The sequence below is a fragment of the Motilibacter peucedani genome, assembly GCF_003634695.1.
GTDB lineage: Bacteria > Actinomycetota > Actinomycetes > Motilibacterales > Motilibacteraceae > Motilibacter > Motilibacter peucedani.
On sequence record NZ_RBWV01000009.1, the window covers coordinates 431008 to 454993 of the forward strand.

Below are 23986 nucleotides of genomic sequence, written 5' to 3' on the forward strand. Positions count from 1 at the left end.
GTGAGATCAAGAGCACCTACCCCGACGCCCAGCTCGTCGGCGTGCTCGCCCCCCCCGTTCCGCGACCCGACCGAGCACGACGTCGAGGAGTACGCCGCGCGCATCGCCGAGTCCGGCGCGCACGTCGTGTGGGTGGGCCTCGGCACTCCGCGCCAGGACAACCTGATCGCGGCCCTGACCGACCAGGTCTCGTGCGTGCTGGTCGGCGTCGGCGCGGCGTTCGACTTCCTGTCCGGCGCCAAGCCCGAGGCTCCGGCGTTCCTGCACGGCACCGGCCTCGAGTGGGTGCACCGCCTGCTCAGCGAGCCGCGGCGGCTGTGGCGGCGCTACCTCGTCTGCAACGCGCTCTTCCTGGCCTTCGCCGGCCGTGAGGCCGTGCGCCAGCGCAGGGAGACCCGCGCCTAGCTCGGGCACGGCTAGCCGCGCACGACGGGCAGCCCCCGGGCCTCCCACTCGTCGAGCCCGCCCGCGAGGTTCAGGGCGTCGACGCCTTGGGCCCGCAGCCACGCCACGACCTGCGCGGAGCGTCCGCCCAGGTGGCACGCGACGACCAGCGGCCCGCTCTCGGGGACCACGATCTCGCCGGCCCGCGCCGACAGCTCGCTCAGCGGGATGTGCTGCGCGCGCTCCAGGTGGACCTCGTCCCACTCCGCCTGCTCGCGCACGTCGAGAACGGGTGTCCCTGGCACGACGTCGGCGGCGTCGATCGTCGGCAGCGCTCCGTAGACCATGTGCCCACGCTAAGGTCTGACGGTGCTGACACGACGCATCACCGCCGGTGTCCTACGACGGGTCTCCGACCTGGCCTACCGGGCGCACGGCGGTCGGAGCACCTGGCGCCTCGGCGTCCACGGCACACGGCAGCTCGACGCGCTGCGCGACCTCGAGCACCGCTTCGGCCTGCACGTGCGGACGGTCCTCTACGTCGGTGCCAACCGAGGGCAGGAGGTCGACCTGCTCTGCCTGGCCTTCCCCGAGGCGGTCGTGCACTGCTTCGAGCCGCAGAGCGAGTGCCAGGACGACCTGCGCGTCGTGGCGGCTCGTTGGCCGGGACGGGTCGAGGTGCACGCCGTCGCACTGTCCGACTCCGTCGGGGAGGCGACGCTGCGCCGCCCGAGCAGCCACGACCAGGCGGCCTCGCTGCTCGAGCCGGGGTCCGAGATGGCGGTGCAGTTCCCCCACGTCAACGGCTGGGCGGGCGAGGTCGTGAGAACTGACACCCTCGACCGCTGGGCGGCAGGGCGCACGCTCTCAGACGACGTCCTGCTCAAGATGGACGTCCAGGGTGCGGAGCCCCTGGTGCTCGACGGGGGGTCCGAGACGCTCCGGCGGGTACGCCTGGTCATCAGCGAGCTGGCGGTCGTCCCGACCTACGACGCGGCCCCCGACATGCACACCATGTTCGACCGGCTGGGCGGTCTGGGCTTCCGCTACGGCGGCGAGCTGGAGCAAGTGCGTGGTCAGGATGTGACCGTGGTCGAGTTCGACGGCGCCTTCGTGCGCTCCCAGGTCTCGGGCGTCGTCTAGCCCGCCGCGTACGACTCCGCCAGCAGGGCGAAGCCCTGCTCGAGGGGGACGGCCGGCTCCCACCGCAGCGCCCGCCGGGTCTCCCGCTGGTCGAACCAGTGCGCGGTCGAGAGCTGCTCGGCGAGGAAGCGCGTCATCGGCGGCTCGTCGTCGCCGCTCACCCGCGGTCCGACCACCGGCCACACCTTCTCGACCAGCGACCCGGCCGCCGCAGCGACCCGGAAGGGCACGTGCCGCGTGGGCGCCGGCGCACCCGCTGCTGCGCAGATGCGCTCGACGAGCTCGGCCAGCGGGCGCGGCTCGCCGTTGGTGACGACGTGGGCGGTGCCGGCGAGCTCCCGCGCCCGGTCCAGCGCGGCCACCATCGCATCGGCCGCGTTGGTGACGTAGGTCGTGTCCACCAGCGCCGCGCCGCTGCCGACGAGCGCGAGGCGCCCGGCGCGGGCGCGCGCGACGATGCGGGCGACGAGCTGGGTGTCACCCGGTCCCCACACCAGGTGCGGACGCACCGCCACCGCTCCGGCCTCGAGCGCGAGCAGCTCGGCGGCGGCCTTGGTGCGCGCGTAGGAGCCGCGGGCGCGTACGGGGTCGGCCGGTCCCGCTCCCGCCCCGACCAGAGCGCGGCCGGCGTGCGCGACCGAGGGCGACGACACGAAGACGAACGGCACGTCGCCGGCGGCGGCGAGCAGCCGCTGCGTACCGTCCACGTTCACGTGCCGGAACTCTGCCTGCGGGCCGGTCATCGAGACCTTGGCGGCGAGGTGCACGACGCCGTCGACGCCGGCGCAGGCGCGCTCGACGGCTCCCCCGTCGGTGACCGAGCCGAGGACCTCCTCGACGCCGACGAGCCCGGAGGGGCGGCGCTGGAGGACGCGTACGTGGTCCCCGCGAGCCTGCAGCGCGCGGACCGTCGCGGCGCCGAGCATGCCGGACGCGCCGGTGACCAGCACGGTCACGGCCGGCCGGCCCGCTCCCCGGCGAGCAGTCGCCCGGCCCAGCGGGCGACCCGGGTGCGCTCGATCTTCGAGTTGTGCCGGATGTCGGTGGGCAGCGCCGGCACGACGAGGACGGCGACGACGTCGACGCCGGCAGCGGCGCGTACGCGGTCGGCGAGCTCCACGGGCGCGACCCCCGCGCTCGTGGCGTGGGGCGTGGTCTCGGCGACGACGACCGCGCGTTGGGCGCCAATGGGGCCGACGCCGACGAGCGCCGCGCGGGCGACGCCCTCGGCCGTCTCGACGCGCTGCTCGACGCCCACCGGCGGCAGCGGCCCGTCGGCCGTGGTCAGGACGTGGGCGAGGCGGCCCTCGACCCAGAGCCGGCCGTCGGCGTCGAGGTGGCCGACGTCGCCGGTGCGGTGCCAGCCGGCGTCGCGCGCGGAGGCCTGCTGCGCGAGCCACAGCTGGTCGTAGCCGCGCTTGACGTGCTCGCCCCGCACGGCGATCTCGCCAGATATGCCCACCTCGTCGGTCAGCGGGCCGGGTGCGGTGGCCGTGGCGGTCAGCGGCGCGATCGCCACCTCGACGCCCGCGACGGGTCGCCCGACGCAGACACCCTCGCCCTGACCTGCCTTCTCGATCTCCTCGAGCGTGACGTCGGTGACGGGCAGCGCCTCGGTCATGCCGTAGGGCGTGTGCAGGCTCGCGGCGGGCAGCAGGTCCTGCAGCTGGCGCAGCAGCGGGACCGGCACGGGAGCGCCGGCGGAGAGCAGGGTGCGTACGCCGCCCAGCGCCGCCCGGGATGCCGGGCTCAGCTCGTCCGCCGAGGCGAGCACCGCGGCCAGCGCCGCCGGGGAGGCGAAGACGGTGGTCGCCTCGACCGCGGCGACCGCCTCGGCGAGGGTGCGTGCGCTCAGAGTCCGCGGAGCGGTGACGTCCATGTCGGGCACGGCGGACACGGCGCCGAGCGCCGGACCGAAGAGCGCGAAGGGCGCGAACGCCGCGACGAGACGCGTGCCCGGGCCGACGTCGTAGGTCTCGGCGAGCAGGTCCCGGATGCGCGCGAGCTGGCCGAAGCTGTAGACGACGCCCTTGGCGGGCCCGGTCGAGCCCGAGGTGAACAGCACCGCGGCCTCGTCGTCGGGGCCCGGCGCCGGTGGCAGCTCCGCGCCCCGGCCGCGGCGGGCGACGTCGCGCAGGCTGAGCTCGACGCCGAGTGCGCGGGCCGTGACGCGGTCGAGGGGACCGGCGGCGATCCGCTGGCCCGGCCAGCCGAGCGCCCGGGCCGCGGCGAGGGCGCGCGGGATGCCGATGACGTGCTGCGGGCCGGCGCCGCGCACCGCGCGGTGGAGCCCACGGATGCCGAGCCCGGCGTCGGCCACGACGATGACCGCGCCGATGCGCAGGCAGGCGTAGAGCACGGCCGTGAGGTCGGCGCCCGGTGGGACGAGGAGCGCGACGCGGTCACCCCTGCGTACCCCGCTCTGCGCGAGCCCGGCGGCGAGCTCGTCGACGCGGCGGGCGAGCATCGCCCAGCTGACCGTCCGCCCCGCGCCCGCCAGCTCCACCACCGCTGGCTCCTGCTCGCCCCTCCGCTCCTCCAGCCCTGCCCAGAGCGGGCGCGCCGCCGACGTTGATCGCCCTGGCCGATCGAACTCGTGCGAGGCCGACTCACGTTGCTCGGCCTGGCGCGAGGTTGATCGCCCTAGCCGATCAACATCGGGCCCGCTGGCACTGCCGAGCCAGGCGAAGAGGGTGGCGGCGACGTCCGCGTCCTCGGCCACCAGGTGGCCGGCGGTCTCGAAGCGGTGGACGTCGGCGTGGGGCAGCCGCGTGCGCAGGTCGCGGAGGTAGCGGTCGGAGAAGACGGGGTCGCGCGGGCCCCACAGGAGCAGCGCGGGCACGTCGGCGAGCTCGCCGAGGCGCGAGGCGACCGCCTCGAGCGCCGGAGCGGACGGGTGCGCGGGCGAGAGCGGGATGTCGTCGACGAACGCGCCGACGGCACCCCGCCGCCGCGCGCCGCGGTAGGGAGCGCGGTACGCAGCGGCGACGTCGCGCGCCAGGCGCGGGTGCGCGAGGGCGAGGGTGGTCTCGAGGAACGCGGGCGTGTCCACCGTGCCGAGGTGGAGCAGACCGCGGGCGTGCGCCACCCGGAGCGCGGGCGGCAGTCCCGCACCTGCGTCGGACACGGCCGTGTTGAGCAGGACGACACCGGCGAGCGACGAGCGGTGGGCTAGCGCCCAGCCCAGCGAGATGGCGCCGCCCCAGTCGTGGGCGACCGTCACGACCGGCCCGGACAGCGACAAGGCGTTAGAGACACGCGAGAGGTCGTCGACGCGCCGCTCGAGACGCCGCACCGTGCCGGTGCGCTCCGAGAAGCCCATGTCGAGGTGGTCGACGGCGAGGACGCGCCAGCCCTTCTCGGCGCCCAGCGCGAGCAGCGAGCGCCACAGGTAGGACCACGTCGGGTTGCCGTGGACGCACAGCAGCGTGCCCACGGGTTCGCCGGACAGCGACGGGGCGTTGTCGAGGACGTGCCACGTACGCGTCGCGCCCTCGCCGTCGACCGCCTGCACCAGCCGCGACCAGGCGGGGTCGAGACCCGGAAGGCCGGCCGGGGGCCGGACGGCGGGGGACGGCGGGTTGCGGAAGCGGTCGGCAGGATCGCCGAGGCCCCGCTTCACCAGACGATCTCCATGACCGAGGCGTTGAGGCCGGAGCCGATGCCCATGCACAGCACCCGGTCGCCGGCGGCCAGCTTGTCGGCCTCGGCGGCGAGCGTGATCGGCAGCGAGGCGGGGCCGACGTTGCCCAGCCGGGGGAACGTGGTCGGCGCCTTGGCCGCGTCGATGCCGAGGGCGTCGACGACCGAGCTGATGTGGACCGCCGACACCTGGTGCATGACGTAGCAGTCCATGTCGGACCAGTCCCAGCCGCTGTCGCGGGCGTCCTGCCAGACGTCCTTGGCGAGCGCGACACCGGCGTCGAGCAGGGCGCGGTGGTCGGTGCGCATCTGGGTCAGGTCGCCGATGCAGAGCTCGTGGTGCTGGGTGCTCGCGCGCGAGATGCCCCCGAGGATGCGGTGGGCGCCGGGGTGCTCGTCGGCCCGGCCGAGAACGGCCGCCGCGGAGCCCGAGCCGAGCGTGAGCGTCGCGAACTCCTGCAGGAAGTCCTCGCGGGTCGTCTCGGGGCGCGAGAGCCGGGCGATGGTGGCCTCGTGGGTGGCGCGGGCCCCCTCGGCGTTGACCACGACGGCGTACTTCACCGCGCCGGAGTCGATCATCGTGCCGGCGATCTGCATCGCGTTGACGAAGCCGAGGCAGGCGTTGGTGATGTCGAAGTTGAGCGCCGACGGCGGCAGGCCCAGCATGTGGTGGACCGCCGACGCGGTCGAGGGCTCGAGGTGGTCGCGTGAGACCGACGAGTTGATCAGCAGGCCCACCTCGGAGGCGTCGATGCCCGCCTCGGAGATCGCCTTGGCGCCCGCCATCGCCGCGGCCTCGGCGAACGAGACCTCCTCCGGCCACCAGCGCCGCTCGGAGATGCCGGTGAGCGCACGCAGCGTGCCCGGGCGCAGCTTGAGCCGCGTCATGCTCTCGGCGAGCCGCGCGTCGATCTCGTCGGACGTGACGACGACCGGACCTTCGAGGGCCGCGACCGCGACCAGCGCGGTGTTGGAGAGCGTGTAGGAGGCGATGCCGGTCACGTGCGTCCTGTGGTCGTCGGGGCGCGGGACGGCCTCCCGCAGGTACTCATTGTCCCCCGCTGGGGCGTGTGCACTCGTCAGCCCTTGACGAGGGACACCGACACGGTGCGCTGGCGGTCGAGCGCGACGTTGACGACGCCCTGCCCGGCGAGCACCTGCACACCGTCGCCGGGCGCCACTCGGTAGCCCGCCGGCGGGATCACGACGACCCGGGTGTTGGTGACGTTCAACGCGTTGTCGGGGTCGTAGGTGAGGGTCACGGTCATGCCGGTGTCGGTCGGCACGGCCACCTTCGGGGCGCTGAACGAGAACTCCTGGCCCAGCACGGCGCCCGGCGCGATCTGCACCGTCTGCCGGGCCCACGGCCGCCCGAGCGCGTCGACCAGCAGCGGCTTCTCCAGCGCGGAGAGCATCCCGCTCTTGCCCGCGACGATGGCAGCGTTGGAACCGAGTCCCGACTCGGCCGGCGCGCTCTTGGTGACCTTCGCGCCCTTGGGCAGCAGGCTGATCAAGCCGGTACGCGCCCAGCCGCTCTGCTCCGACTTGATCACTCCGTGGGTGCGGTCGGCGGCCTTGTTGTGCTGGGTCACCGTGCGGGTGATCGCCGCGGAGCCGTCGGCGGCGAGGCGGACCACCTCGTCGACCGTGCGGTCCTGCAGCGCGTCGACCTTCGTGAGGCCGGCGTTCTGGGAGTAGACCGCGATGTGGTCGCCGGTGTCGGGGTCGGAGATCGCGCCCGCGAAGCCGTTCTCGGTGAGCGTCTGCTGCAGCGAGGAGTCCTTCATCCACATCTGCAGGTGCCGTCCCGGCGCCACGGCGGCGAGCGCCTTGGCCTTGTCGGTGAGCTGCTCGCCGCTGGCGAGCCGCTGCACGATCGCGCCCATCAGTGCGGCGTTGAGCTGGTGGCGCGCCGGGCTGTCTGCCGTGGCGTAGACGTCGGCGAGCAGCGCCTGGGCGATGTTGCCAGCGTTGATCTCGCCGTAGCCCGGTGCCTGCACCGGCCCGGTGACCGCCAGCAGCTGCCGGATGGCGGAGACGTCGAGCGACACCACGCCGTCGACCTCCTGCCCGGTGCCGCCCTGCCAGGCGCGCGCCATGCTCTCGCCCGCCACCCGGAAGTCGGGGTTGAGCCCCGCGGTGACGAACGGCGTCGCCTGCTTGCCGTTGGCGTAGGTGCCCACCGCATAGAAGGGGTCGCCCTTGACCGGCTTCCACAGCAGCGGCGGGTTGGCGTTGCCCCGCGCCGTCGGCTGCGGCAGCGCCTTCGGGAACACGTAGTCCGACGTGCTCGACGGGGTGCCGAGCCCGAGCAGCCCGTTGGTCAGCGTGACGGTGCCGACGGAGAGCGGCGCGCCGCCCGAGCCGTGCATCTCGGCCTGGTTGTTGATGGTGACGAGGTACGTCTTGGGCCCGTTCGCGCCCAGCGCCGGCGGCAGGATCTGCAGCAGCGGGATCGCGCTCTCCATCTGGCGGCGCAGGTCGCGCGCCTGCGACAGCGCCTTGTCGCGGATGCCGGGCACCTCCTGCTCCTTGACCCCGGTGCCGTCGACCGCGAGCAGCTCGCGCTCGGCGCGGACCATGAGGTCGCGGATGCGCTCGGCCTTGGCGGTCGCCTGGCGCAGGACCGGGATGTTGAAGCTGCCGTTGGAGTAGATGCCGGGCGCGCCGCCGACGGTGGTCTTGGGCTGCACGGCGGCGGCCACGTCGAGCGCGTCACGGCCCGCCTCGACGCTGAGGTCGGCGGCGGTGAGCAGGTGGCCCAGGTCGGAGACCGGGATCTTGGCGTAGGGGACCTTGCCCGCGATGTGCATCTGCGGGGTGTCCGCCGCGGCGTGCGCGGAGGCCAGCTGAAGGGCGGCGGCCTCGAGGTGGCTCTTGGCGGCGGCCTGGTCGGTGCGGGCCACGTCCTTGAACGCGGTGAGCTCGTCCTGCGCCGCGGTGGCGCTGGTCTTGACCTTCTTGGCCGAGTCCTGCAGGCCCAGCGCGAGCCAGGTGGCGAACCCCGCGAGGGCGCCGACGACCAGCAGCGCCACGAGCGTCCAGAGGAGCAGGCGGCGACGGCGCACCCACCAGCGCGGGCGCAGGGCCTCGGCCGGGCGCTCGGACTCGATCTCGTCGAGCGGGTGCGTCCAGACGACCTTGGCGGTGCCGGCGTCACCGGGGTCGCCGAGGCGCTCAGGCTCGCCGAAGCCGCCCGACCGTCGACCCGGCTCGGGCGGCGGCGTGCTTCTCTGGTCGCTGATCGTCACAGGCAGGTCCCGGGGGAGCTCGGGGTCAGGGCGCGGACGCGTGGGTGCGGTGACCCGGCAGTCGCGGAAGTCTACGGCTCCTCGCGCGCGGCTGGCCATGTCCGAGCGTCCGAGCGGAGAACGAGCAGGGCCACGTCGTCGTCCCCGCCCTGCTCACGGCCGGTCGCGCGCAGCAGGTGGTCGGCCACCAGCTCGGGCGGCAGCGACACCTCCTGCAGCGCGAGGCGCAGGCGCTCCAGCCCCAGCGTGAGGCTCTCCCCGCGGTTCTCGACGAGCCCGTCGCTGAAGAGCACGACGGTGCCGCCGACCGGCACCTCGACCGTCACCATCGGGTAGGCGCCGTGCTCGGGCAGGTCCTCGGCGCCGACTCCCAGCGGCGGCCCGGCGTCGAGCTCGACGTAGGCCGCCGGCCCGCCGACCGCGGTGACCAGCGGCGGCGGATGGCCGGCCGAGGCCACCGCCAGCGAGCGGGTCGCGGTGTCGAACCGGCAGACCAGCAGGGTGGCGAGCCCGAGGTCGAGCAGCTTGTCGACGTCGGCGGCGATGCGGCCGAGCAGCTCGCCGGGGTCGAGCCGCTGCAGCGCGAGGGCGGCGACGATCGCGCGCAGCTGGCCCATGCGCGCGGCCGAGCGCATCCCGTGGCCGACGACGTCACCGAGCGCGAGCACCAGCCCGTCGGGCGTCTCGAGCGCCTCGTAGAAGTCGCCGCCGGTCAGCGCGCCCTGGCTCGAGGGCAGGTAGCGCGTGGCGATCTGGGCGCCCGGCACCTGCGGCGAGCTGCGCGGGAGCAGGTGGCGCTGCAGCTCGATGCCGTTGCGCCGCTCGGCGCGGTAGAGCAGCGCGTTGTCGAGCGCGACCGCCGCCCGGGCGGCCAGCTCGTCGACCAGCGTGCGGTCGGTCGTCCCTTCCTCGGGGGCTGCGACGACGACCGCGCCCAGCGTGCGTCCGCGGCTGACGAGCGGCACGGCGTACGCGTCGGTGGCGGTGAGCTCCGCGAGCGCCGGGTCGAGCGGCGAGTCGCCCCACCGGACCCCGGCGGGCAGCTCGGTCGCGACACCGGAGCGCGTCACGGCGCCCGGGCCGCTCTCGTCGGAGGTCCGCAGCGCCACCCCGCCGAGCAGCGCGGCCAGCTCGGCCTCGCGGGAGCGGTCGGCGTGGCGCAGGTGCACGAGGCGTACGTCGTCGTCGCCGCGCGGCGCTCCCTGCAGCATCGCGGCGCCGACGGTGGAGCGCAGGGCGACCAGCGCGTACGAGCCCATCGCCGGCACGAGCAGGGCGGTGAGCGCGTCGAGCACCTCGGCGGGCTCGAGCAGGGCGGCGAAGCGCGAGCTGGCGGCCGCCACCGTGCGCAGCCGCTCGTTGGCGCGCTCGCGCTCGGCCTCCATCGCCCGGCGCTCGTCGACGCGGTGCAGGAAGACGGACAGACCCTCGGGGTCGGGAGTCGCGCGCACCTCGACCCACGCGTCGAAGGGCTGGTAGTAGGCCTCGAACGTCACCTGCTGCCCGGTCTGCATGGCCGAGCGGTAGCCCAGCTCGAAGTCGGTGCCGAGGGCGGCGGGGTAGAGGTCCCACATGCTGCGCCCCAGCAGCTCCTCGCGACGGCGCATCAGCAGGCGCTCGGCGGGACGGTTGACGTAGACGAAGCGCCACTCGGTGTCGATCCGGAAGAAGGCGTCGACCACGGTCTCGAGGATCGCGGCGAGGCGCTCCGCGGACTCGCCGCCCTCCTGGGCGCTGCCCAGCCCGGCCCCCAGCGCGGCGAACAGCCGTGCGTTGTCGATGGCCACCGCGACGCGACGGGCGAGGTCCTGGGCGAAGGCGAAGTCGGCCTCGCCGTAGTGCCGGTGGGAGCCGGAGGTCATGAGCGAGAGCGCGCCCAGGGTGCGGCCGCGAGCCGACAGCGGCACGAGCAGGAGGCTCTCGAACCCGAGCTCCTGCAGCACCGCGGTGTGCTGCGGGTCGCGGTCGGGCAGGTGGTGGGCCGTCACCGCGGGGATGTCCGGCACGAAGACGGGCACGCCCGTGCGGACCACCCGCCCGATGCCGGTGCCGTCGTTGACCGAGGCCGGCCAGCGCTCCTGCACCTCGCGGGCGAGCTCGCGGCGGTCGGCGTCGACGTGCTCGACGGCGACGACCCGCAGCTCACCCTCCTCGAACAGGTGCACCACGCACCAGTCGGCCAGCTCGGGCACCGCGAGCCGGGCCAGGTTGACCAGCGTGCGGTCGATGTCAAAGCTCTCGCCCAGCTGACCGGTCGCGTCGGCGAGGAAGGCCAGCTTGCGGTTGGCGTCCTGCACGCTCTCGGCGACCCGCGCGCGCTCCAGGGCCTGGGCGCAGGCGTCGGCGAAGGCGGTGAAGAACTCCCACGCGGGCTCGCCGCCGCCGTGGTCGCCCTCGGAGAAGCTCAGGGTGAGCACGCCCAGCACGCTGTCGTCGACGGCCAGGGGCAGCACCGCCGTGGTGTGCTCGAAGTCGTCGGAGACACCGCGCAGCGCGGGCCAGCGCGAGTTGCGCTCGGCGACGGAGCCCACCCAGATCGGGTCCCCGGTGCGCAGGGCCTCCGACGCCGGCAGGTCGTCGTGCAGCGAGTAGCTGGCCCAGCGGTGGAGCTCCTCGCCGGGCGTCGGCTGCAGCCGACGCGTGCGCAGGGTCGCGCCGTCGGGGTCGAGCAGGCTCAGCGAGGCGATCCGGGCGCCGACCAGGCCGACCGCGTGCGAGATGACGACGTCGAGGACGCCCTCGGTGTCGCGCACCTGCGCCAGCGCGCTGGTCACCGCCTGCAGCCGGGTCAGCCGCTGCACGATCTGCCGGCGGGACTCGTCGAGCCGCACCCGCTCGAGCGTCTGCGCGGCCACTCCGCCGAGCGCCGTGCAGAACGCGCGCTCGTCGGGGCTGAAGAGCCGCCCTTCGGAGAAGACGAGCTCGAGCGCGCCGATGCTGTGGCCCGCCACCACGAGCGGCACGGCGCAGGTGGCGACGACGCCGTCACCGCGTACGACGAGGGCCGGGAACTGCTCGTCGCGCTCCTCGCGCGACTCGACCCACACCGCCTCGCCGGTGCGGTGCGCCTGCGCGCCGGGCAGCGGCGCGGAGACCTGCGCCTCGCCCTCGACGGTGACCGAGCCGACGGTGGCCAGCGCCCGCAGCCAGCGCCCGTCGGCGAGCAGCACGGCACCGCCCGCGGCGGCCAGCTCGCTCACCGCGTGCTCGACCGCCACCTCCGCGACCGCCGCGAGGTCCTGGGCGCCGGCCAGCGCCTCGGTCGCGCGGTGCAGGCGGGCGGCCAGCGCGGACGCCAGCTGGAGCTCGGCGAGCTCGTCGACCGCGTGCAGGAGGAAGGACTCGAAGCTCGTCGGGGGCTGGTCCGGCTCGCCGGCCTGGGCGCGCTCGAGCGCCCGGACCAGCTCGCTGACGTACCACCGGCGGAACAGCGTGTGCTGCGGCGGCGAGGCGAGGGTCAGCAGCCGCTCGCCGCGCGCGTAGCGGTCCGCCTCCTCCAGAGCGGCGAGGTAGCGCCGGCCGGCGTCGGCAGCGCCAGGCGGGAGCGTGAGGGTGAGCGAGGTACGCGCCTCGCCCCGCTCGTCGGCCGCCAGCGCCTGGCGCTTGATCGACTGGCGCGCCTCGGCGAACTCGACGCTGACCGTGCGGATGAGCTCGGAGAGGTGGGCGGGCAGGGCGCCCGTGATGCCGCTCTCGGCGCCGGTGGCCGTCAGCGTGAGCTCGCGCACCAGGGAGTCGACGTGGTACTTCGCGGCGAGCAGCAGGTCTGTCGGCACGTCGCCCAGGTGCACGGTGTGGCGGGTCGGACCGGTCTCGGCGAGCAGGTCGCCCCACGACTCGAGGTCGAACTCGTCGCCGGCCGGAGCGCTCGGCCAGAGCGCCTCGGCCTCCTGGGCCTCGGGCCCGATCTCGCACCAGACGAGCTTGCCCTCACCCTCGGGCTCGGCCCCCCAGTGCTCGGCGAGCAGTGCCACCAGACCCATGCCGCGCCCCGTCGTGGCGTCGGTGTCGGCGCGCGGGCGCAGCGGCATGTGAGGGGAGCCGTCGTGGACCTCGATGCGCAGGCCGCGCTCGCCGTGGGGCTCGAGCACCAGTCGGATCGGCTCGCAGGCGTGCAGCACCGCGTTGGTCAGCAGCTCGGTCACCACGACGGCCGCGCCGTCGACGAGCTCGTCGAGGTTCCAGGCGCTCAACGCGCCACGCAGGACGCGGCGGGCCTCGGGCACCGACTCAGGGGTGGCGGCGAACTCCCGCTCCTCCCTGGTCCTCAGCATGGCGCCAGTGTGTCAGTGAGGACGCGTGCGCGGGCCGTGACAGCCCGGCTCACTTGAGCAGCCGCGAGAGCCGCCGGTCGGCGAGCACCTGACCGCCGGTCTGGCAGGTGGGGCAGTACTGCAGCGAGCGGTCGGCGAAGGACACCTCGCGCACCGTGTCGCCGCACACCGGGCACGCCTCGCCGGTGCGGCCGTGCACGCGCATGCCGATCTTCTTCTCGGCCTTCAGCTTCCCGGCGGCCAGCCCGACCGAGCGACCCACCGCGTCCTCGAGCGTGGTCTCGACCGCCGCGTAGAGGCGCGCGACCTCGTCGGCGCTCAGGCCGGAGGCGGGCTTGAACGGCGAGAGCCGCGCCGCGTGCAGCACCTCGTCGGAGTAGGCGTTGCCGATCCCGGCGATCACCGACTGGTCGCGCAGCACGCCCTTGACCTGCTGGCGGCCCGCGCGCGCCAGGATGCCGGCGAGCACGTCGACGGTGAACTCCTCGGCCAGCGGCTCGGGACCCAGCGTGCGGATGCCTGGCACCTCGAGCGGGTCGCTGACCAGGTAGACCGCGAGCCGCTTCTGCGTGCCGGCCTCGGTGAGGTCGAAGCCCGAGCCGTCGTCGAGGTGCAGGCGCAGCGCGATCGGTCCCTTGCCGCCCGGCTTCGGCGGGGTCGCGCCCAGGGTGTCGGACCAGCGCAGCCAGCCGGCACGTGCCAGGTGGATGACCAGGTGCAGGCCGCTGACGTCGATGTCGAGGAACTTGCCGTGCCGGGTGACCGACTCGACGGCCAGCCCGCCGAGCGAGGTGATGGGCGGTGAGTACGTCTTCAGCACGTTGATCGCGGCCACGTCGACGCGCGCCACGACGTGGCCCACGGCGCGCTCGGTGAGGAACCTCGCGAGCGCCTCGACCTCGGGAAGCTCCGGCACGGTGATCATCCTGCCCCGCGGCGGGGGCGTTCGCACCTACCGGTGCGACGATGTGCGCCCTCAGCGTCTCCCAGCGTCGGAAGGCAGCGCACATGGACCTCGGACTCGCCGGCAAGGTCGCCGTCGTCACCGGAGCGAGCGTCGGCATCGGGCTCGCCGTCAGCGAGGGGTTCGCGGCCGAGGGCGCCTCGGTCGTCATGGCGGCCCGCGGGGCCGACCGGCTCGCCGCCGAGGCCGGACGCATCGCGGCCGAGCGCGGCGTCGAGACGCTGGCCCTGGCCTGCGACGTCGCGACGGCAGCCGGGTGCGCGGAGCTGGTGGCGCGTACGACCGAGCGCTTCGGCGGCGCCGACGTGCTGGTCAACAACGCCGGGTCCGGCTCGAACGAGACGATCCAGGAGGCGCCCGACGAGAAGTGGCAGGCCTACTGGGACCTGCACGTCATGGCCGCGGTGCGACTGGCGCGCGGGTTCGTCCCCACGATGCGGGCGCGCGGGGGCGGGGTCGTGCTGCACAACGCGTCGATCTGCGCGGTGCAGCCGCTGTCGTACGAGCCGATCTACAACGTCACCAAGGCCGCGCTGATGATGTTCAGCAAGACGCTGTCCACCGAGGTCGTGGGCGACGGCATCCGGGTCAACTGCATCAACCCCGGGCTGGTGCTCACGCCGGACTGGGTCAAGACGGCCAAGCAGCTCACGGCCGACAGCGGCGGCGACTGGCAGGCCCACCTCGACGGCGTCGCGCGCGAGCACGCGGCGAACGGCCGCTTCGCGACGCCGGCGGAGGTGGCCGACTTCATGGTGTTCCTCTGCTCCGAGCGGGCCAGCTACTCCGTCGGCAGCACCTACCCCGTCGACGGGGGCATGCTGCGCGGGGTCTGAGCTCCGCACCGCTCGCAAGCCATCGCGGTCCTGAGGGTCGGGTCAGGCGAGGACGACCTGGTCGCCCTGGACGGCGACGCTGGCCTTGGGCAGGGGCTTCGGGGCGGGGCCGCGGGCGACCGAGCCGTCGCTGAGGCGGAAGCGGGAGCCGTGGGCGGGGCAGGCGGCCTGGTCGCCGTCGACGCCCACGACCACGCCCTGGTGGGTGCAGATGGCGGAGTAGGCGACGACCGTGCCGGCCTGGGGCTGGGCGACGACCAGCGGGCCGTCGGAGCCGTCGACGACGACGCCCGAGCCGACGGGCACGTCTGCGAGCGCCACCAGCCCCTTCGAACCGGAGGACGCGCTGGCCGACGCCGAGCCCGAGGCCGAGCTCGACGCCGCGGCGCTGGGAGCCGCGGCGGGTGCGGAGCCGGCGGGCTGGGCAGGCGCGGAGCCGGAGTCGGAGCCCGACGAGGACGAGCAGCCGGCGACGGCTCCGACGCAGGTCAGGCACGCTCCGGCGAGCATCGCGCGGCGGCCGAGGACGGGGGACGAGGTCATGGGTGCTCCGGGGTCTGGTCGAGGCCTCGAGGGCGTCGCGGGGTCGGTCGTCCCTGTCGAACGGGCGCCGAGGCGGTCGCGTTCACTTCCTGTGCAAGTTCACAGGTTCAGCTGCGCGACGCCCCCACGCCGTCCCAGACCGCCTTGGCGCCGGAGTCGCCGATCCGGTAGGTCATCCACGTCGAGCCCACGGCCACCACGACGGCCACGACCGCGGTGACGGCGTGCAGCGCCCGCGGCGTCGCCGGCCGGCGCATGAGGAACCACGCCACCGCCGCGACGACGAAGAGGACGGCGACCCACGGCAGCAGCTGGTCGCCGAGGTGCGCGTGCTTCTCGACGAGCGGGTTCTCCACGCCGAGGTCGTGCTCGAGCGCCTCGCCGGCGTGCGTGGTGGGGGGGATCGAGACCAGAGCGGCGAGCGCCACGAGCGGCGGGACGACCCCGAGCCGGACGCGCGCGGCCGGCCACACGGCGGCCACGACGACGAGGATCGCCGCGAGGGGCACCAGCCCGACCACCGCGTGCACGAGCAGCGGGTGGGCCGGCAGCCCGTTGATGTGCGTGGGTCCCATGGTCCGCTCCTCCGTGCCTGGCGTCGTGCGACGCCGGGGGAAACGTACGTCAGTGGCTGCGTGTTCAACCGTCCGTGCACGTACGCGTTCAGCACGCGTTCAGAGCACCCGCCCGCCCGCACGCGGGCCCGCACGGCCTACTGTCGTCGCGCGCGGCCGACGGGCCGCCGGAGGAGGAGCAGCATGCCCGAGGACACGCCGGCCGGTGCCGTCGAGACCGTCGACGTGCACTTCGACGACCTCGACGCGCTGGGCATGCTCCACAACTCGCGCTACGTCGTGCTCGTCGAGCGCGCGCTGGCGGCCTACTGGACCGCGCGCGGCTACAGCTTCCGCTACGGAAAGCCCACCAAGCCCGACGTCATCCAGGTCGTCCGCGAGCTGCGGATCACCTACAGCGTGCCGGTGCTCCACCCGGGCCCGCTCAGCGTGCACTTCTGGGTGGCGAAGGTCGGCACCACCTCGGTGACCTACCGCTTCCGCGTCGAGTCGGCCGACCGCTCGGTCGTGCACGCCGAGGGCAGCCGGGTCGTCGTCCGCGTCGACCCCGAGAGCGGTCGCCCGACGCCGTGGACCGACGAGGCCCGCGCCGACGCGCAGGCGCTGCTCAGCCCTGACGCCTGAGCCAGCTCAGCCGAGGCCGAGCCGCTTCGCGAGCGCCGAGCGGTCGGCGACGTAGAGCCGCAGCGGGTAGACGTCGAGCACCTCGGTCCAGCCGTCGTCGTCCATCGGGGCGTCGAAGTAGAGCGACGTGCCGGGCAGGTGCTCGCCCTTCGGCCCGGTCGGCGCGACGAGCAGCGCGTCGTCGGCGGGGTAGCGCGTGGCAGGCAGGTGGCCGCGGAAGCTCGAGTTGAGCGCCGGCGGCCGTGACGGGTCGAAGTCGCCCAGGTAGGCGTCGATGGCCCCGCCCCACACGACGTCGCCGCCGACCGGCTCGCGCGTGTAGAACGTCAGCGTCCGCGCGGCGCGCGGCTCGGCCAGCACCCGGCGCGGCTCGTTGTGGACCAGCCACGCGCGTACGGCGTTCCAGGCGGGCTCGTCGTTGCCGGGGTGGCGCAACAGGTCGACGGAGGGCACCGCGTACCACGCCAGCGCCGCGACCACCGCCGCCGAGCCGACGACGACCCGGAGCGAGCGCCAGGGCAGCAGCCGCAGCAGCAGCCCGCCGAGCGCGACGGCCACCACGGCCGAGCCGACGTAGGCGGCGGGCAGCACCGGGATCCAGTAGCGGATGTAGAAGTTGCGCAGCGAGGGCGCCTCGGGGTGCAGCCACCCGCCCGTCAGCGTGAGGGCCAGCCAGAACGCCGCGAGCCACGAGCCGAGCACCAGCGCGGCCAGGCGGTGCCGGTGGGCCACCACGACGCCCGCGACCGCGACCAGCGCCAGAACCCCGATCGTCGTGCCGCGAGGGTTGGACTGCAGCGCGTCCCAGAAGCCGTTGAGCGCGCGGTCCTTGGTGGTCGCCCCCGCGCCCTCGGACCCGTGCTTGCTCGCCTCGGTCAGCCGGGCGAAGGGCCAGCCGTAGACGTACTGCCCGTTGGCCAGCTCAAGGGCGTAGCAGGCGAGCGCCGGGAGGACCAGCCAGACCCAGCGCCGCGGCCGCACCTTGAGCGCCAGCACGGCGACGAGGAAGGCAGGGAAGACGAAGGCGGCGTACTCGCGCACGAGGTAGGCCCAGCCCAGCGCGGCACCCGCACCGGCCAGCCACAGCGGGTTGCGCCGCCGCGAGCCCGCGACCAGCAGCGCGTAGGCGAGCGTCAGGAACGCCGCGCACGGCACGTCGGGGGTCAGCTGCAACGCGGTGAGGTTCTGACCGGACCCGGCGTCGACCAGCGCGGGCGTCAGCACCATCGCGGTCGTCGCCAGCACCGCGGCTGCGAACCCGCCGAGCTGGCGCGCCAGAGCGTAGGTGGAGGCGACGAGCAGCACCGAGCAGAGCGCGGGCCAGGCGTAGTAGGAGCCCTGGCCCCGGCCGAGCAGCTCGATCGCCCCGCGCACCGGGATCAGGGTGCCGATGCGCAGCGCGTGGTGCACCGGCTCCGAGCCGCGCTCGGGCCAGGCCAGCGCGTGCCGGTAGACCTCGTAGGAGTCGCCCCAGTAGGGCGCCGGCCGGGTGCGCCACAGCACGGCGAGCTCGGCGACGACGAACGCGAGGCCGACCAGCAGGTCGGGGAGACGACTGGTACGCGGTCGGGCGTGGCGCGCACGGACCGCGCCGGGAGCCGGCGCCACGCCGGCTCCGGCCCCGAGCTCGGGTGCGACCGACGTAGCCATCGCCTGCCAGGGTAGTTGGCGCCCGGGCCCGACCTGCGAAGGTTGGGGCTCGACCACGGCAGCGAGGAGGCGGGATGCGCACACGGCACCGGGCCGCCGCGACGGCGCTCGCGGCGGCGCTGCTCGCCGGCTGCTCGCACGGCGCGTCGACCGCGACGGCACCCCAGCCCGGTACGCCGTCGCCGGCCCCCAGCACACCGACGGCCCCGACGACCAGCCCAGCAAGCTCGCCCACGCCGTCCCCGACCCCGAGGCGCGCAGCGGTCGCGCCGTGGGGACGCGGCCCGCTGTTCCCCGGCCACCTGCTCGTCGGCTTCGCCGGGCACGAGCACGCCAGCACGCTGGGCATCCTGGGCACCGGCACGCTGGAGAGCAAGGGCGCGCAGCTGAAGGCGCGCTCGGCGCCCTACGCCGCGAAGGGGCGCACGGTCGTACCCGTCTTCGAGTTCCTCGCGACCCTCGTGCACGGCTCGGCGGGCAAGGACAAGACCTACCGCTCGCGCTCGGACGACGCGCTCGTCGAGAAGTACCTGCGGGCGGCGCGCAAGGCGCACGCCGTGCTGCTGCTCGGCATCCAGCCGGGCCGCGCCGACTTCCTGCCCGAGGTACAGGCCTACGAGAAGTGGTTGCGCGAGCCGGACGTGGGCATCGCGCTCGACCCCGAGTGGGCGGTCGACGACGACGAGCTGCCCGGCCGGAACTTCGGCCACACGACCGGCAGTGAGCTCGACGTGGTCGCGGCCTACCTCGCCTCGGTGGTCGCCGAGGGGCACCTGCCCGAGAAGGTGATGGTCTACCACCAGCTCTCGCCGCGGATCGTCCGCGACGAGAGGCGGCTGCACCCGCACAAGGGCGTGGTGCTGCTCAAGTCGGTCGACGGCATCGGCAGCCCCGGCGCCAAGACCGGGACCTACCGCCAGATCGTGGCCGACACCCCGTCGTTCGTGCGCACCGGCTTCAAGCTCTTCCTGCAGGAAGACGTGGAGCGGGGCCACCGCCTCATGACACCCCGCGAGGTGATGAGACTGCGGCCCCGGCCCGACTACGTCGTCTTCGAGTAGGGCCTCAGCCCTTGATGCCCGTCTCCGCGACGCCCTGCACCAGGTAGCGCTGGAGGAAGACGAACACCAGCACCAGCGGCGCGATCGAGAGCAGCGCCGCCATGAACAGCTCGTGCAGGTTGATGGTCTGCGCCGTCAGGAGCGTCGAGAGCGAGACCTGCACGGTCCACTTCGACGGGTCCTGGCCGACGACCAGCGGCCAGAGGAACTGGTTCCACGCGGCGATCACCGTGATGACCGAGATGGCGGCGAAGAACGCCATCGAGTTGGGCACCACGATCCGGAAGAACACGCCGAGGTAGCCCAGCCCGTCGATGCGGCCGGCCTCCTCGAGCTCTTTCGGGAAGTTCAGGAAGTACTGCCTGAACAGGAATGCCGTGAACCCGCTGAACATCACCGGGACGATGATGCCCTGGTAGGAGTTCACCCAGCCCAGCCGCGAGACGATGATGAAGCTCGGCACGAAGGTGACGGCCGGCGGCACCATCAGGGTCACGAGCACCGCGTAGAAGATCGGCGTCGAGAACCTGAAGGGGATGCGGGCCAGCGCGTAGCCGCACATCGAGGCGAGCAGCACGGTGCCGGCGGTCTGCGCCAGCGCGATCACCGACGAGTTGATGAGGCTCTGCTTGAAGCTCACCGACGGGTCGTCGAACACCTCCTTGACGTTGCCCCAGTGCAGCGACTTCGGGAACAGCGTCCAGTCCGGCGAGGTGATGTCGGTCTCGGCCGAGAGCGCGTTGCGCAGCATCAGGTAGAACGGCAGCAGGAACAGCAGCGTCGCGACGACCAGCGCGCCGTAGCGCGCCACTGCCCCGAGGACGGAGCCGGGTGTGCGGTGGTGCGGCCGGTGCGTGTGCGAGGTGACGGGGGCGTCCTGCGCCACGGTGGCAGTGCTCACTTCTCCGCCCTCCCGAAGCCGAAGATCCTGCCCTGCACGAGGGTGACGATGATGATGAGGATGGCCAGGATCATCGCGCCGGCGCTGCCGTGGCCGTAGTCCTGGTTGCCCTGCGCGGTGTAGTAGAGGTAGACCAGCGGCGGACGCGCGAGCGAGCTGTTGCCCAGCAGGTTGTAGAACTCGTCGAACGCCTGGTACGCCGCGATCAGCAGGAGCAGCAGCACCGACACCGACGTGGTGCGCAGCTGCGGGACCGTGATGAAGCGGAACGTCTGCCAGCCGGGCTTCGCGCCGTCGACGTAGGCCGCTTCGTAGAGCTCGGGCGAGATCCGCTGCAGGCCGGCGAGGAACAGGATGATGTAGAAGCCGAGCTGCAGCCACAGCCGGACCGTCGCCAGCACCAGCCAGTACCACGGTGGGCTGATCGACGACAGCCACGCTATGTTGTCGAAGCCGAACGCGCCGATGACCTGGTTGGCCAAGCCGAAGCGCACCCCGTTGAAGATGGACAGCTTCCACACCATGGACGCGACGACGTAGGAGCACGCGGTCGGCAGGAAGAACGCGGAGCGGAAGAACGCCCTCGCGATCGTGACCTGGTTGAGCAGCACGGCGAGCAGCAGCGCCAGGGCGAAGGTCAGCGGCACGATGATGGCCGCGAAGATCGTGAAGGTCCACAGGCTGCTGCGGAACGGGCCCGGCTTGAGCAGGTCGACGTAGTTGTCGAAGCCGATGAAGTTGGTCGAGGTGACCGTGTTCTGGGCGCTCGTGAAGCTGAGGACGGCGCTCCAGATGATGGGCAGGTAGACGAAGACGACCAGGCCCAGCAGGAACGGGCCCGCGAACAGCCAGAACGCGCGGGTGGCTCCCTTGTTGCCCCGCCGGCGCCGCCGCGGCGGCGCAGTCGTGGCAGTCGGTCCCACAGCCGTGGTGGCGTCAACTGTGCTCATGGACACTCCTTGTCCGTCAGAGCCGTCGGGGCCGGCACCCTGCACGGGTGCCGGCCCTGCGGCGCGGGATCACTTGGAGAGTCGGGCCAGCTCTGACTCGACGACGGCCTTGGCCTTGGCCAGGTTGGAGTCGACGTCGCCCTTCTTGCGCACGATGGCGGTCGCGGCGTCGGCGTAGGCGGAGTTCATCTTCGGCGTCCACATGGGGTTGCCCGGCACCGCGTAGTCGTTGAAGATCTTGAGCGCCTCGGCCGGCACGCCGCTCTGCAGCTTGGTGGCCTTGGCCGCGAGCGCCTTCTTCGGCGGCACGTGGAAGCCGTAGGAGGTGTTGAAGTCCTCCTGGTCCTTCTCGTTGTCGACCCAGAGCCACTTCGTGTAGGCCTTGGCCGCGTCGACGTTCTTCGACTTGGCGCTGACCATCGAGGTCCACCCGCCGAGGAAGGTCGACGGCTTGCCGACGCTGGCGGAGAGCTTCGGCCAGGGGACGACGCCCACGTCGTCGCCGAGCGCCTTCTGGATCCCGGGGTAGGCCCACAGGCCGCACCACTGCATGGCGGCGAGGCCCTGGGTGAACGACGACGGGTCCCACCAGTCGGTGGGGGCGCCGAGCAGGATCGTGCCGCTGTTGGCCAGCTGCTGGAGCTTGAGGAACGACTGCTTGACCTCGGGGGTCAGGAACCCCGGCTTGCCGTCCGGTGTCAGGAAGTCGCTGCCGGCCGCCCAGCAGATCTGGCCCAGCAGCGACCCGCCGCCGAACGCCGGCGTGACGCCCGCGTCGTTGCCGATGAAGAGGCCCTTCATCTTGTTGCTGGACAGCGCCTTCGTCACCGAGATGAGCTCGTCCATCGTCGTCGGCGGTTGGACGCCGGCCTTCGACAGCAGGCTCTTGCGGTAGTAGAGCAGGCCCATGTCGTCGACGATCTTGACGCCGTAGATCTTGCCGTCGACCGAGGTCGCCTTGATGTCGGCGTCGGTGTAGTCGGCCTTGTTGACGATGTCGTCGAGCGCGACGCACTGGCCGCTCTTGACCGAGTCGACGTCGACGTTGCTCTCGTAGACGTCAGGACCGTTGTTCGACAGCAGGCCGGAGGCCAGCTTCGAGGTGTAGTCGCCCGGGGTCCACTGCACCTTCACGTTGGCGTCGGGGTACTCCTTGGCGTAGCGCATGACCGCCTGCTGGGTGCCGGCCTCGCCGTAGAGGTGGTACCACTGGCTGAGGGTCGGCTTGCTGCCACCACCCCCGCCGCCGCCTGATCCCGCCGAGCTGGTCGACCCACCGCCGCCGGAGGCGCTGCCGCCCACCCCGCCGCTGTCGCCGCCGCACGCGGCGAGCGCGCCGGCGAGACCGACACCTCCAGCGAGGGCGAGGAAGGTGCGGCGGGTCGAGGCCGGGAGCCCGTCGAGTGAGACGCTGCCGTCTGGTTCTTCGTGTGTCATAGCGGACTCTCTTCGTTGTGAGCGCTAACACGTGCCCGCAGACCGGGCTTCGGTGGTCGACGCGACCACGGGGGTCGCGAGGACGAGGTCGAGGCCTGCTCTGCTGGACCGGACATTCGCACCGTACGGAGGTGGGAGCCCCTGGCCAAGCATTCGACGGTCACGAATCAATAACGTGCACCGACGCGGCCGGCTATCGGACGAAACCGATCACTCAGAAGGGCGAAACGCTCAGAAAGTCCTTGCCTGGGCGAAAGAAATCGGCGTGCGGCGGGACGCAGTGGTGCGGCCCGCGACCGGCGCCACCCCTGCCACGCCCAGCGCGGCGAGCATGAGCGCGCCACCGACCACGCCGTCCAGCAGCCAGTGGTTGGCCGTCACGACCACGACGAGCAGGGTGCCGACGGCGTAGGCGTAGGCCGCCGCCCGCTGCCACCTGTGCCTCGCGAGACCAGCCAGCACCAGCGCGACCCAGACCGCCCAGCCGACGTGCATCGAGGGCATCGCGGCGAGCTCGTTGGTCGCCCCGCCCAGGCCGCGTGGTGCGGAGGCGTGCGCGCCCCACCAGCCCCAGGCGGAGGTCGCGTCCAGCACGTCGGTGTAGCCGCCCAGCAGGCGCGGTGGTGCGGTCGGGAAGAGCAGGAAGCCCACCAGCGCCGCAGCGGTCGCCAGCACCAGCGCGCGACGCGCCGGCCGGTAGACCGCCGGGCCGCGGCGCCACACGAGCAGCAGGACCGCGGGTGTGACGACGTAGTGCAGCACCGCGTACCAGTAGGCGGCGCCGACCTCGAGCCAGCGCACGTGCAGCACCGCGTCGTTGAGCACGTGCTCGACGTCGATGTCGAGGAACCGCTCGACCGACAGCACCTGCCGCGCGTGGCGGCGGGCCTCGGCGACGTCGCCGTCGGCGAGCAGGCGGCTGGTGGTGTAGCCGACGTAGAGCAGGGCCAGCAGCAGCAGCTCGCGCGCCGCCGGCAGGGCGCGCAGCGGCGCGCGCAGGACGCGGGCCACGGGGGCGGCGGGGACGACGGCGGGAGCGGTGCGCTCGAGGGTGGGGGCGCTCACGGCTGCTGCTCCAGGACGGGCTGCCGCAGCACCGGGAGCAGCACGGTGTCGACGAGGTCGAGGACGAAGGACTCGTCGACGGGCTGGCGCATCGCCAGCCGGGCCATGAGCAGGGCGGGGAGCAGGTCGTGCGCCAGCGGCAGGCGCGCTGCGCCGGCCGGCAGCTCGCCACGGGCCACGGCGCGCTCGACGATCTCGACCATGACCCGGCGCCGCGGCTCGGTGAGCCGCTCGCGGACCGCGGTGCACAGGCGCTCGTCGGTCTTGGTCGCGTGGGCGACGCTGGCGAACAGCCCGGAGCGGCTGGCCGCCACGGTGCCGAACGCGCGGGCGGCCTCGAGGAGGTCGTCGCGCAGGCTGCCGGTGTCGGGCACCACGAAGCCGCAGTCGCCCACCAGGCGCAGGGCGTCGACGATGAGCTCGGCCTTGTTGGACCAGCGCCGGTAGATCGTGGCCTTGCTCGCCCGGGCGCGCTTGGCCAGCGCGTCCATCGAGAGCGCTTCGTAGCCGGTCTCGGCGAGCAGGTCGAGGGCCACCGTGCAGAGCTCGCGCTCACGGGCGTCGAGCTGGGCACAGGGCGAGGTGTCCGACAGGGCCGCGGGCGGCCCGTCGACGGTGGTCGGGGGTGCGGACAGCACGGTCACGAGCCCCTCCTCTCCTGTCCCGAGTACGGTACCGTACCGTAC

At 73.6% G+C, this 23986-nt stretch carries 20 protein-coding genes; 5 read left to right on the forward strand and 15 right to left on the reverse strand.

Translation table 11 applies throughout. The annotated features are described in order from the left end of the window. Window positions 1–405, forward strand: a complete 405-nt coding sequence (locus CLV35_RS03570; RefSeq protein WP_121192014.1) for a WecB/TagA/CpsF family glycosyltransferase — start codon at window positions 1–3, stop codon at window positions 403–405. Window positions 406–416: 11 nt separating this feature from the next. Here the strand turns inward: CLV35_RS03570 and CLV35_RS03575 are convergent, their stop codons facing one another. Continuing rightward, window positions 417–731: a rhodanese-like domain-containing protein gene (locus CLV35_RS03575; RefSeq protein ID WP_121192015.1), complete on the reverse strand. Its 315-nt coding sequence runs from the start codon at window positions 729–731 to the stop codon at window positions 417–419. A 22-nt stretch (window positions 732–753) separates the two neighbouring features. Between CLV35_RS03575 and CLV35_RS03580 the strand changes: the two genes are divergently transcribed. Then, entirely contained in the window at window positions 754–1527 is a 774-nt protein-coding gene (locus CLV35_RS03580; RefSeq protein WP_183061650.1) for an FkbM family methyltransferase, read from the forward strand. On the opposite strand, the gene CLV35_RS03585 is transcribed toward CLV35_RS03580, so the two are convergent. The 6 genes from CLV35_RS03585 to CLV35_RS03610 form a co-directional block, all read right to left on the reverse strand. Continuing rightward, on the reverse strand, window positions 1524–2483 hold the full coding sequence (locus tag CLV35_RS03585) for an NAD-dependent epimerase/dehydratase family protein (RefSeq protein ID WP_121192017.1): 960 nt from the start codon (window positions 2481–2483) through the stop codon (window positions 1524–1526). The two genes, CLV35_RS03580 and CLV35_RS03585, sit on opposite strands and share 4 nt — an antisense overlap. Further along, the gene (locus CLV35_RS03590) at window positions 2480–5149 is read right to left on the reverse strand and encodes an alpha/beta fold hydrolase (RefSeq protein ID WP_121192018.1); all 2670 of its coding nucleotides are present in this window, start codon (window positions 5147–5149) and stop codon (window positions 2480–2482) included. The genes CLV35_RS03585 and CLV35_RS03590 overlap by 4 nt, the downstream gene beginning before the upstream one ends. Further along, window positions 5146–6171 carry a 3-oxoacyl-ACP synthase III gene (locus CLV35_RS03595; RefSeq protein ID WP_121192019.1) on the reverse strand — a complete coding sequence of 342 codons (1026 nt, stop codon included), beginning with the start codon at window positions 6169–6171 and terminating at the stop codon, window positions 5146–5148. Before CLV35_RS03595 ends, CLV35_RS03590 begins: the two co-directional genes overlap by 4 nt. Before the next feature lie 77 nt (window positions 6172–6248). Next, on the reverse strand, window positions 6249–8420 hold the full coding sequence (locus tag CLV35_RS03600; protein ID WP_147431861.1) for a DUF4012 domain-containing protein: 2172 nt from the start codon (window positions 8418–8420) through the stop codon (window positions 6249–6251). A gap of 71 nt (window positions 8421–8491) precedes the next feature. After that, on the reverse strand, window positions 8492–12694 hold the full coding sequence (locus CLV35_RS03605) for a GAF domain-containing protein (protein WP_121192021.1): 4203 nt from the start codon (window positions 12692–12694) through the stop codon (window positions 8492–8494). Window positions 12695–12743: 49 nt separating this feature from the next. Continuing rightward, complete coding sequence (locus CLV35_RS03610) at window positions 12744–13610, reverse strand: Fpg/Nei family DNA glycosylase (RefSeq protein WP_121192351.1); 867 nt, start codon at window positions 13608–13610, stop codon at window positions 12744–12746. Window positions 13611–13702: 92 nt separating this feature from the next. On the opposite strand from CLV35_RS03610, the gene CLV35_RS03615 reads away from it, so the two are divergent. Next, the gene (locus CLV35_RS03615; protein WP_121192022.1) at window positions 13703–14494 is read left to right on the forward strand and encodes an SDR family NAD(P)-dependent oxidoreductase; all 792 of its coding nucleotides are present in this window, start codon (window positions 13703–13705) and stop codon (window positions 14492–14494) included. Window positions 14495–14536: 42 nt separating this feature from the next. Here the strand turns inward: CLV35_RS03615 and CLV35_RS03620 are convergent, their stop codons facing one another. Together CLV35_RS03620 and CLV35_RS03625 are read right to left on the reverse strand one after the other, a co-directional pair. Next, window positions 14537–15037: a Rieske (2Fe-2S) protein gene (locus tag CLV35_RS03620; RefSeq protein ID WP_121192023.1), complete on the reverse strand. Its 501-nt coding sequence runs from the start codon at window positions 15035–15037 to the stop codon at window positions 14537–14539. Between the two features lie 107 nt (window positions 15038–15144). Continuing rightward, window positions 15145–15612, reverse strand: a complete 468-nt coding sequence (locus CLV35_RS03625) for a DUF2231 domain-containing protein (RefSeq protein ID WP_121192024.1) — start codon at window positions 15610–15612, stop codon at window positions 15145–15147. Window positions 15613–15795: 183 nt separating this feature from the next. On the opposite strand from CLV35_RS03625, the gene CLV35_RS03630 reads away from it, so the two are divergent. Continuing rightward, window positions 15796–16236 (forward strand): acyl-CoA thioesterase, encoded by a 441-nt coding sequence (locus CLV35_RS03630; RefSeq protein WP_121192025.1) that lies wholly within the window; start codon window positions 15796–15798, stop codon window positions 16234–16236. Window positions 16237–16242: 6 nt separating this feature from the next. On the opposite strand, the gene CLV35_RS03635 is transcribed toward CLV35_RS03630, so the two are convergent. Next, the gene (locus tag CLV35_RS03635) at window positions 16243–17886 is read right to left on the reverse strand and encodes an ArnT family glycosyltransferase (RefSeq protein ID WP_121192026.1); all 1644 of its coding nucleotides are present in this window, start codon (window positions 17884–17886) and stop codon (window positions 16243–16245) included. 74 nt (window positions 17887–17960) lie between these two features. Between CLV35_RS03635 and CLV35_RS03645 the strand changes: the two genes are divergently transcribed. Next, on the forward strand, window positions 17961–18947 hold the full coding sequence (locus tag CLV35_RS03645; protein WP_231121448.1) for a hypothetical protein: 987 nt from the start codon (window positions 17961–17963) through the stop codon (window positions 18945–18947). 4 nt (window positions 18948–18951) lie between these two features. On the opposite strand, the gene CLV35_RS03650 is transcribed toward CLV35_RS03645, so the two are convergent. The 5 genes from CLV35_RS03650 to CLV35_RS03670 form a co-directional block, all read right to left on the reverse strand. Further along, window positions 18952–19833, reverse strand: a complete 882-nt coding sequence (locus CLV35_RS03650; RefSeq protein WP_407938183.1) for a carbohydrate ABC transporter permease — start codon at window positions 19831–19833, stop codon at window positions 18952–18954. 11 nt (window positions 19834–19844) lie between these two features. Then, window positions 19845–20798, reverse strand: a complete 954-nt coding sequence (locus CLV35_RS03655) for a carbohydrate ABC transporter permease (RefSeq protein ID WP_121192029.1) — start codon at window positions 20796–20798, stop codon at window positions 19845–19847. Window positions 20799–20867: 69 nt separating this feature from the next. Continuing rightward, window positions 20868–22235: an ABC transporter substrate-binding protein gene (locus tag CLV35_RS03660; RefSeq protein WP_121192030.1), complete on the reverse strand. Its 1368-nt coding sequence runs from the start codon at window positions 22233–22235 to the stop codon at window positions 20868–20870. Between the two features lie 231 nt (window positions 22236–22466). Then, window positions 22467–23300: a phosphatase PAP2 family protein gene (locus tag CLV35_RS03665; protein WP_121192031.1), complete on the reverse strand. Its 834-nt coding sequence runs from the start codon at window positions 23298–23300 to the stop codon at window positions 22467–22469. Then, on the reverse strand, window positions 23297–23944 hold the full coding sequence (locus tag CLV35_RS03670) for a TetR/AcrR family transcriptional regulator (protein ID WP_121192032.1): 648 nt from the start codon (window positions 23942–23944) through the stop codon (window positions 23297–23299). Before CLV35_RS03670 ends, CLV35_RS03665 begins: the two co-directional genes overlap by 4 nt. Window positions 23945–23986: the final 42 nt, after the last annotated feature.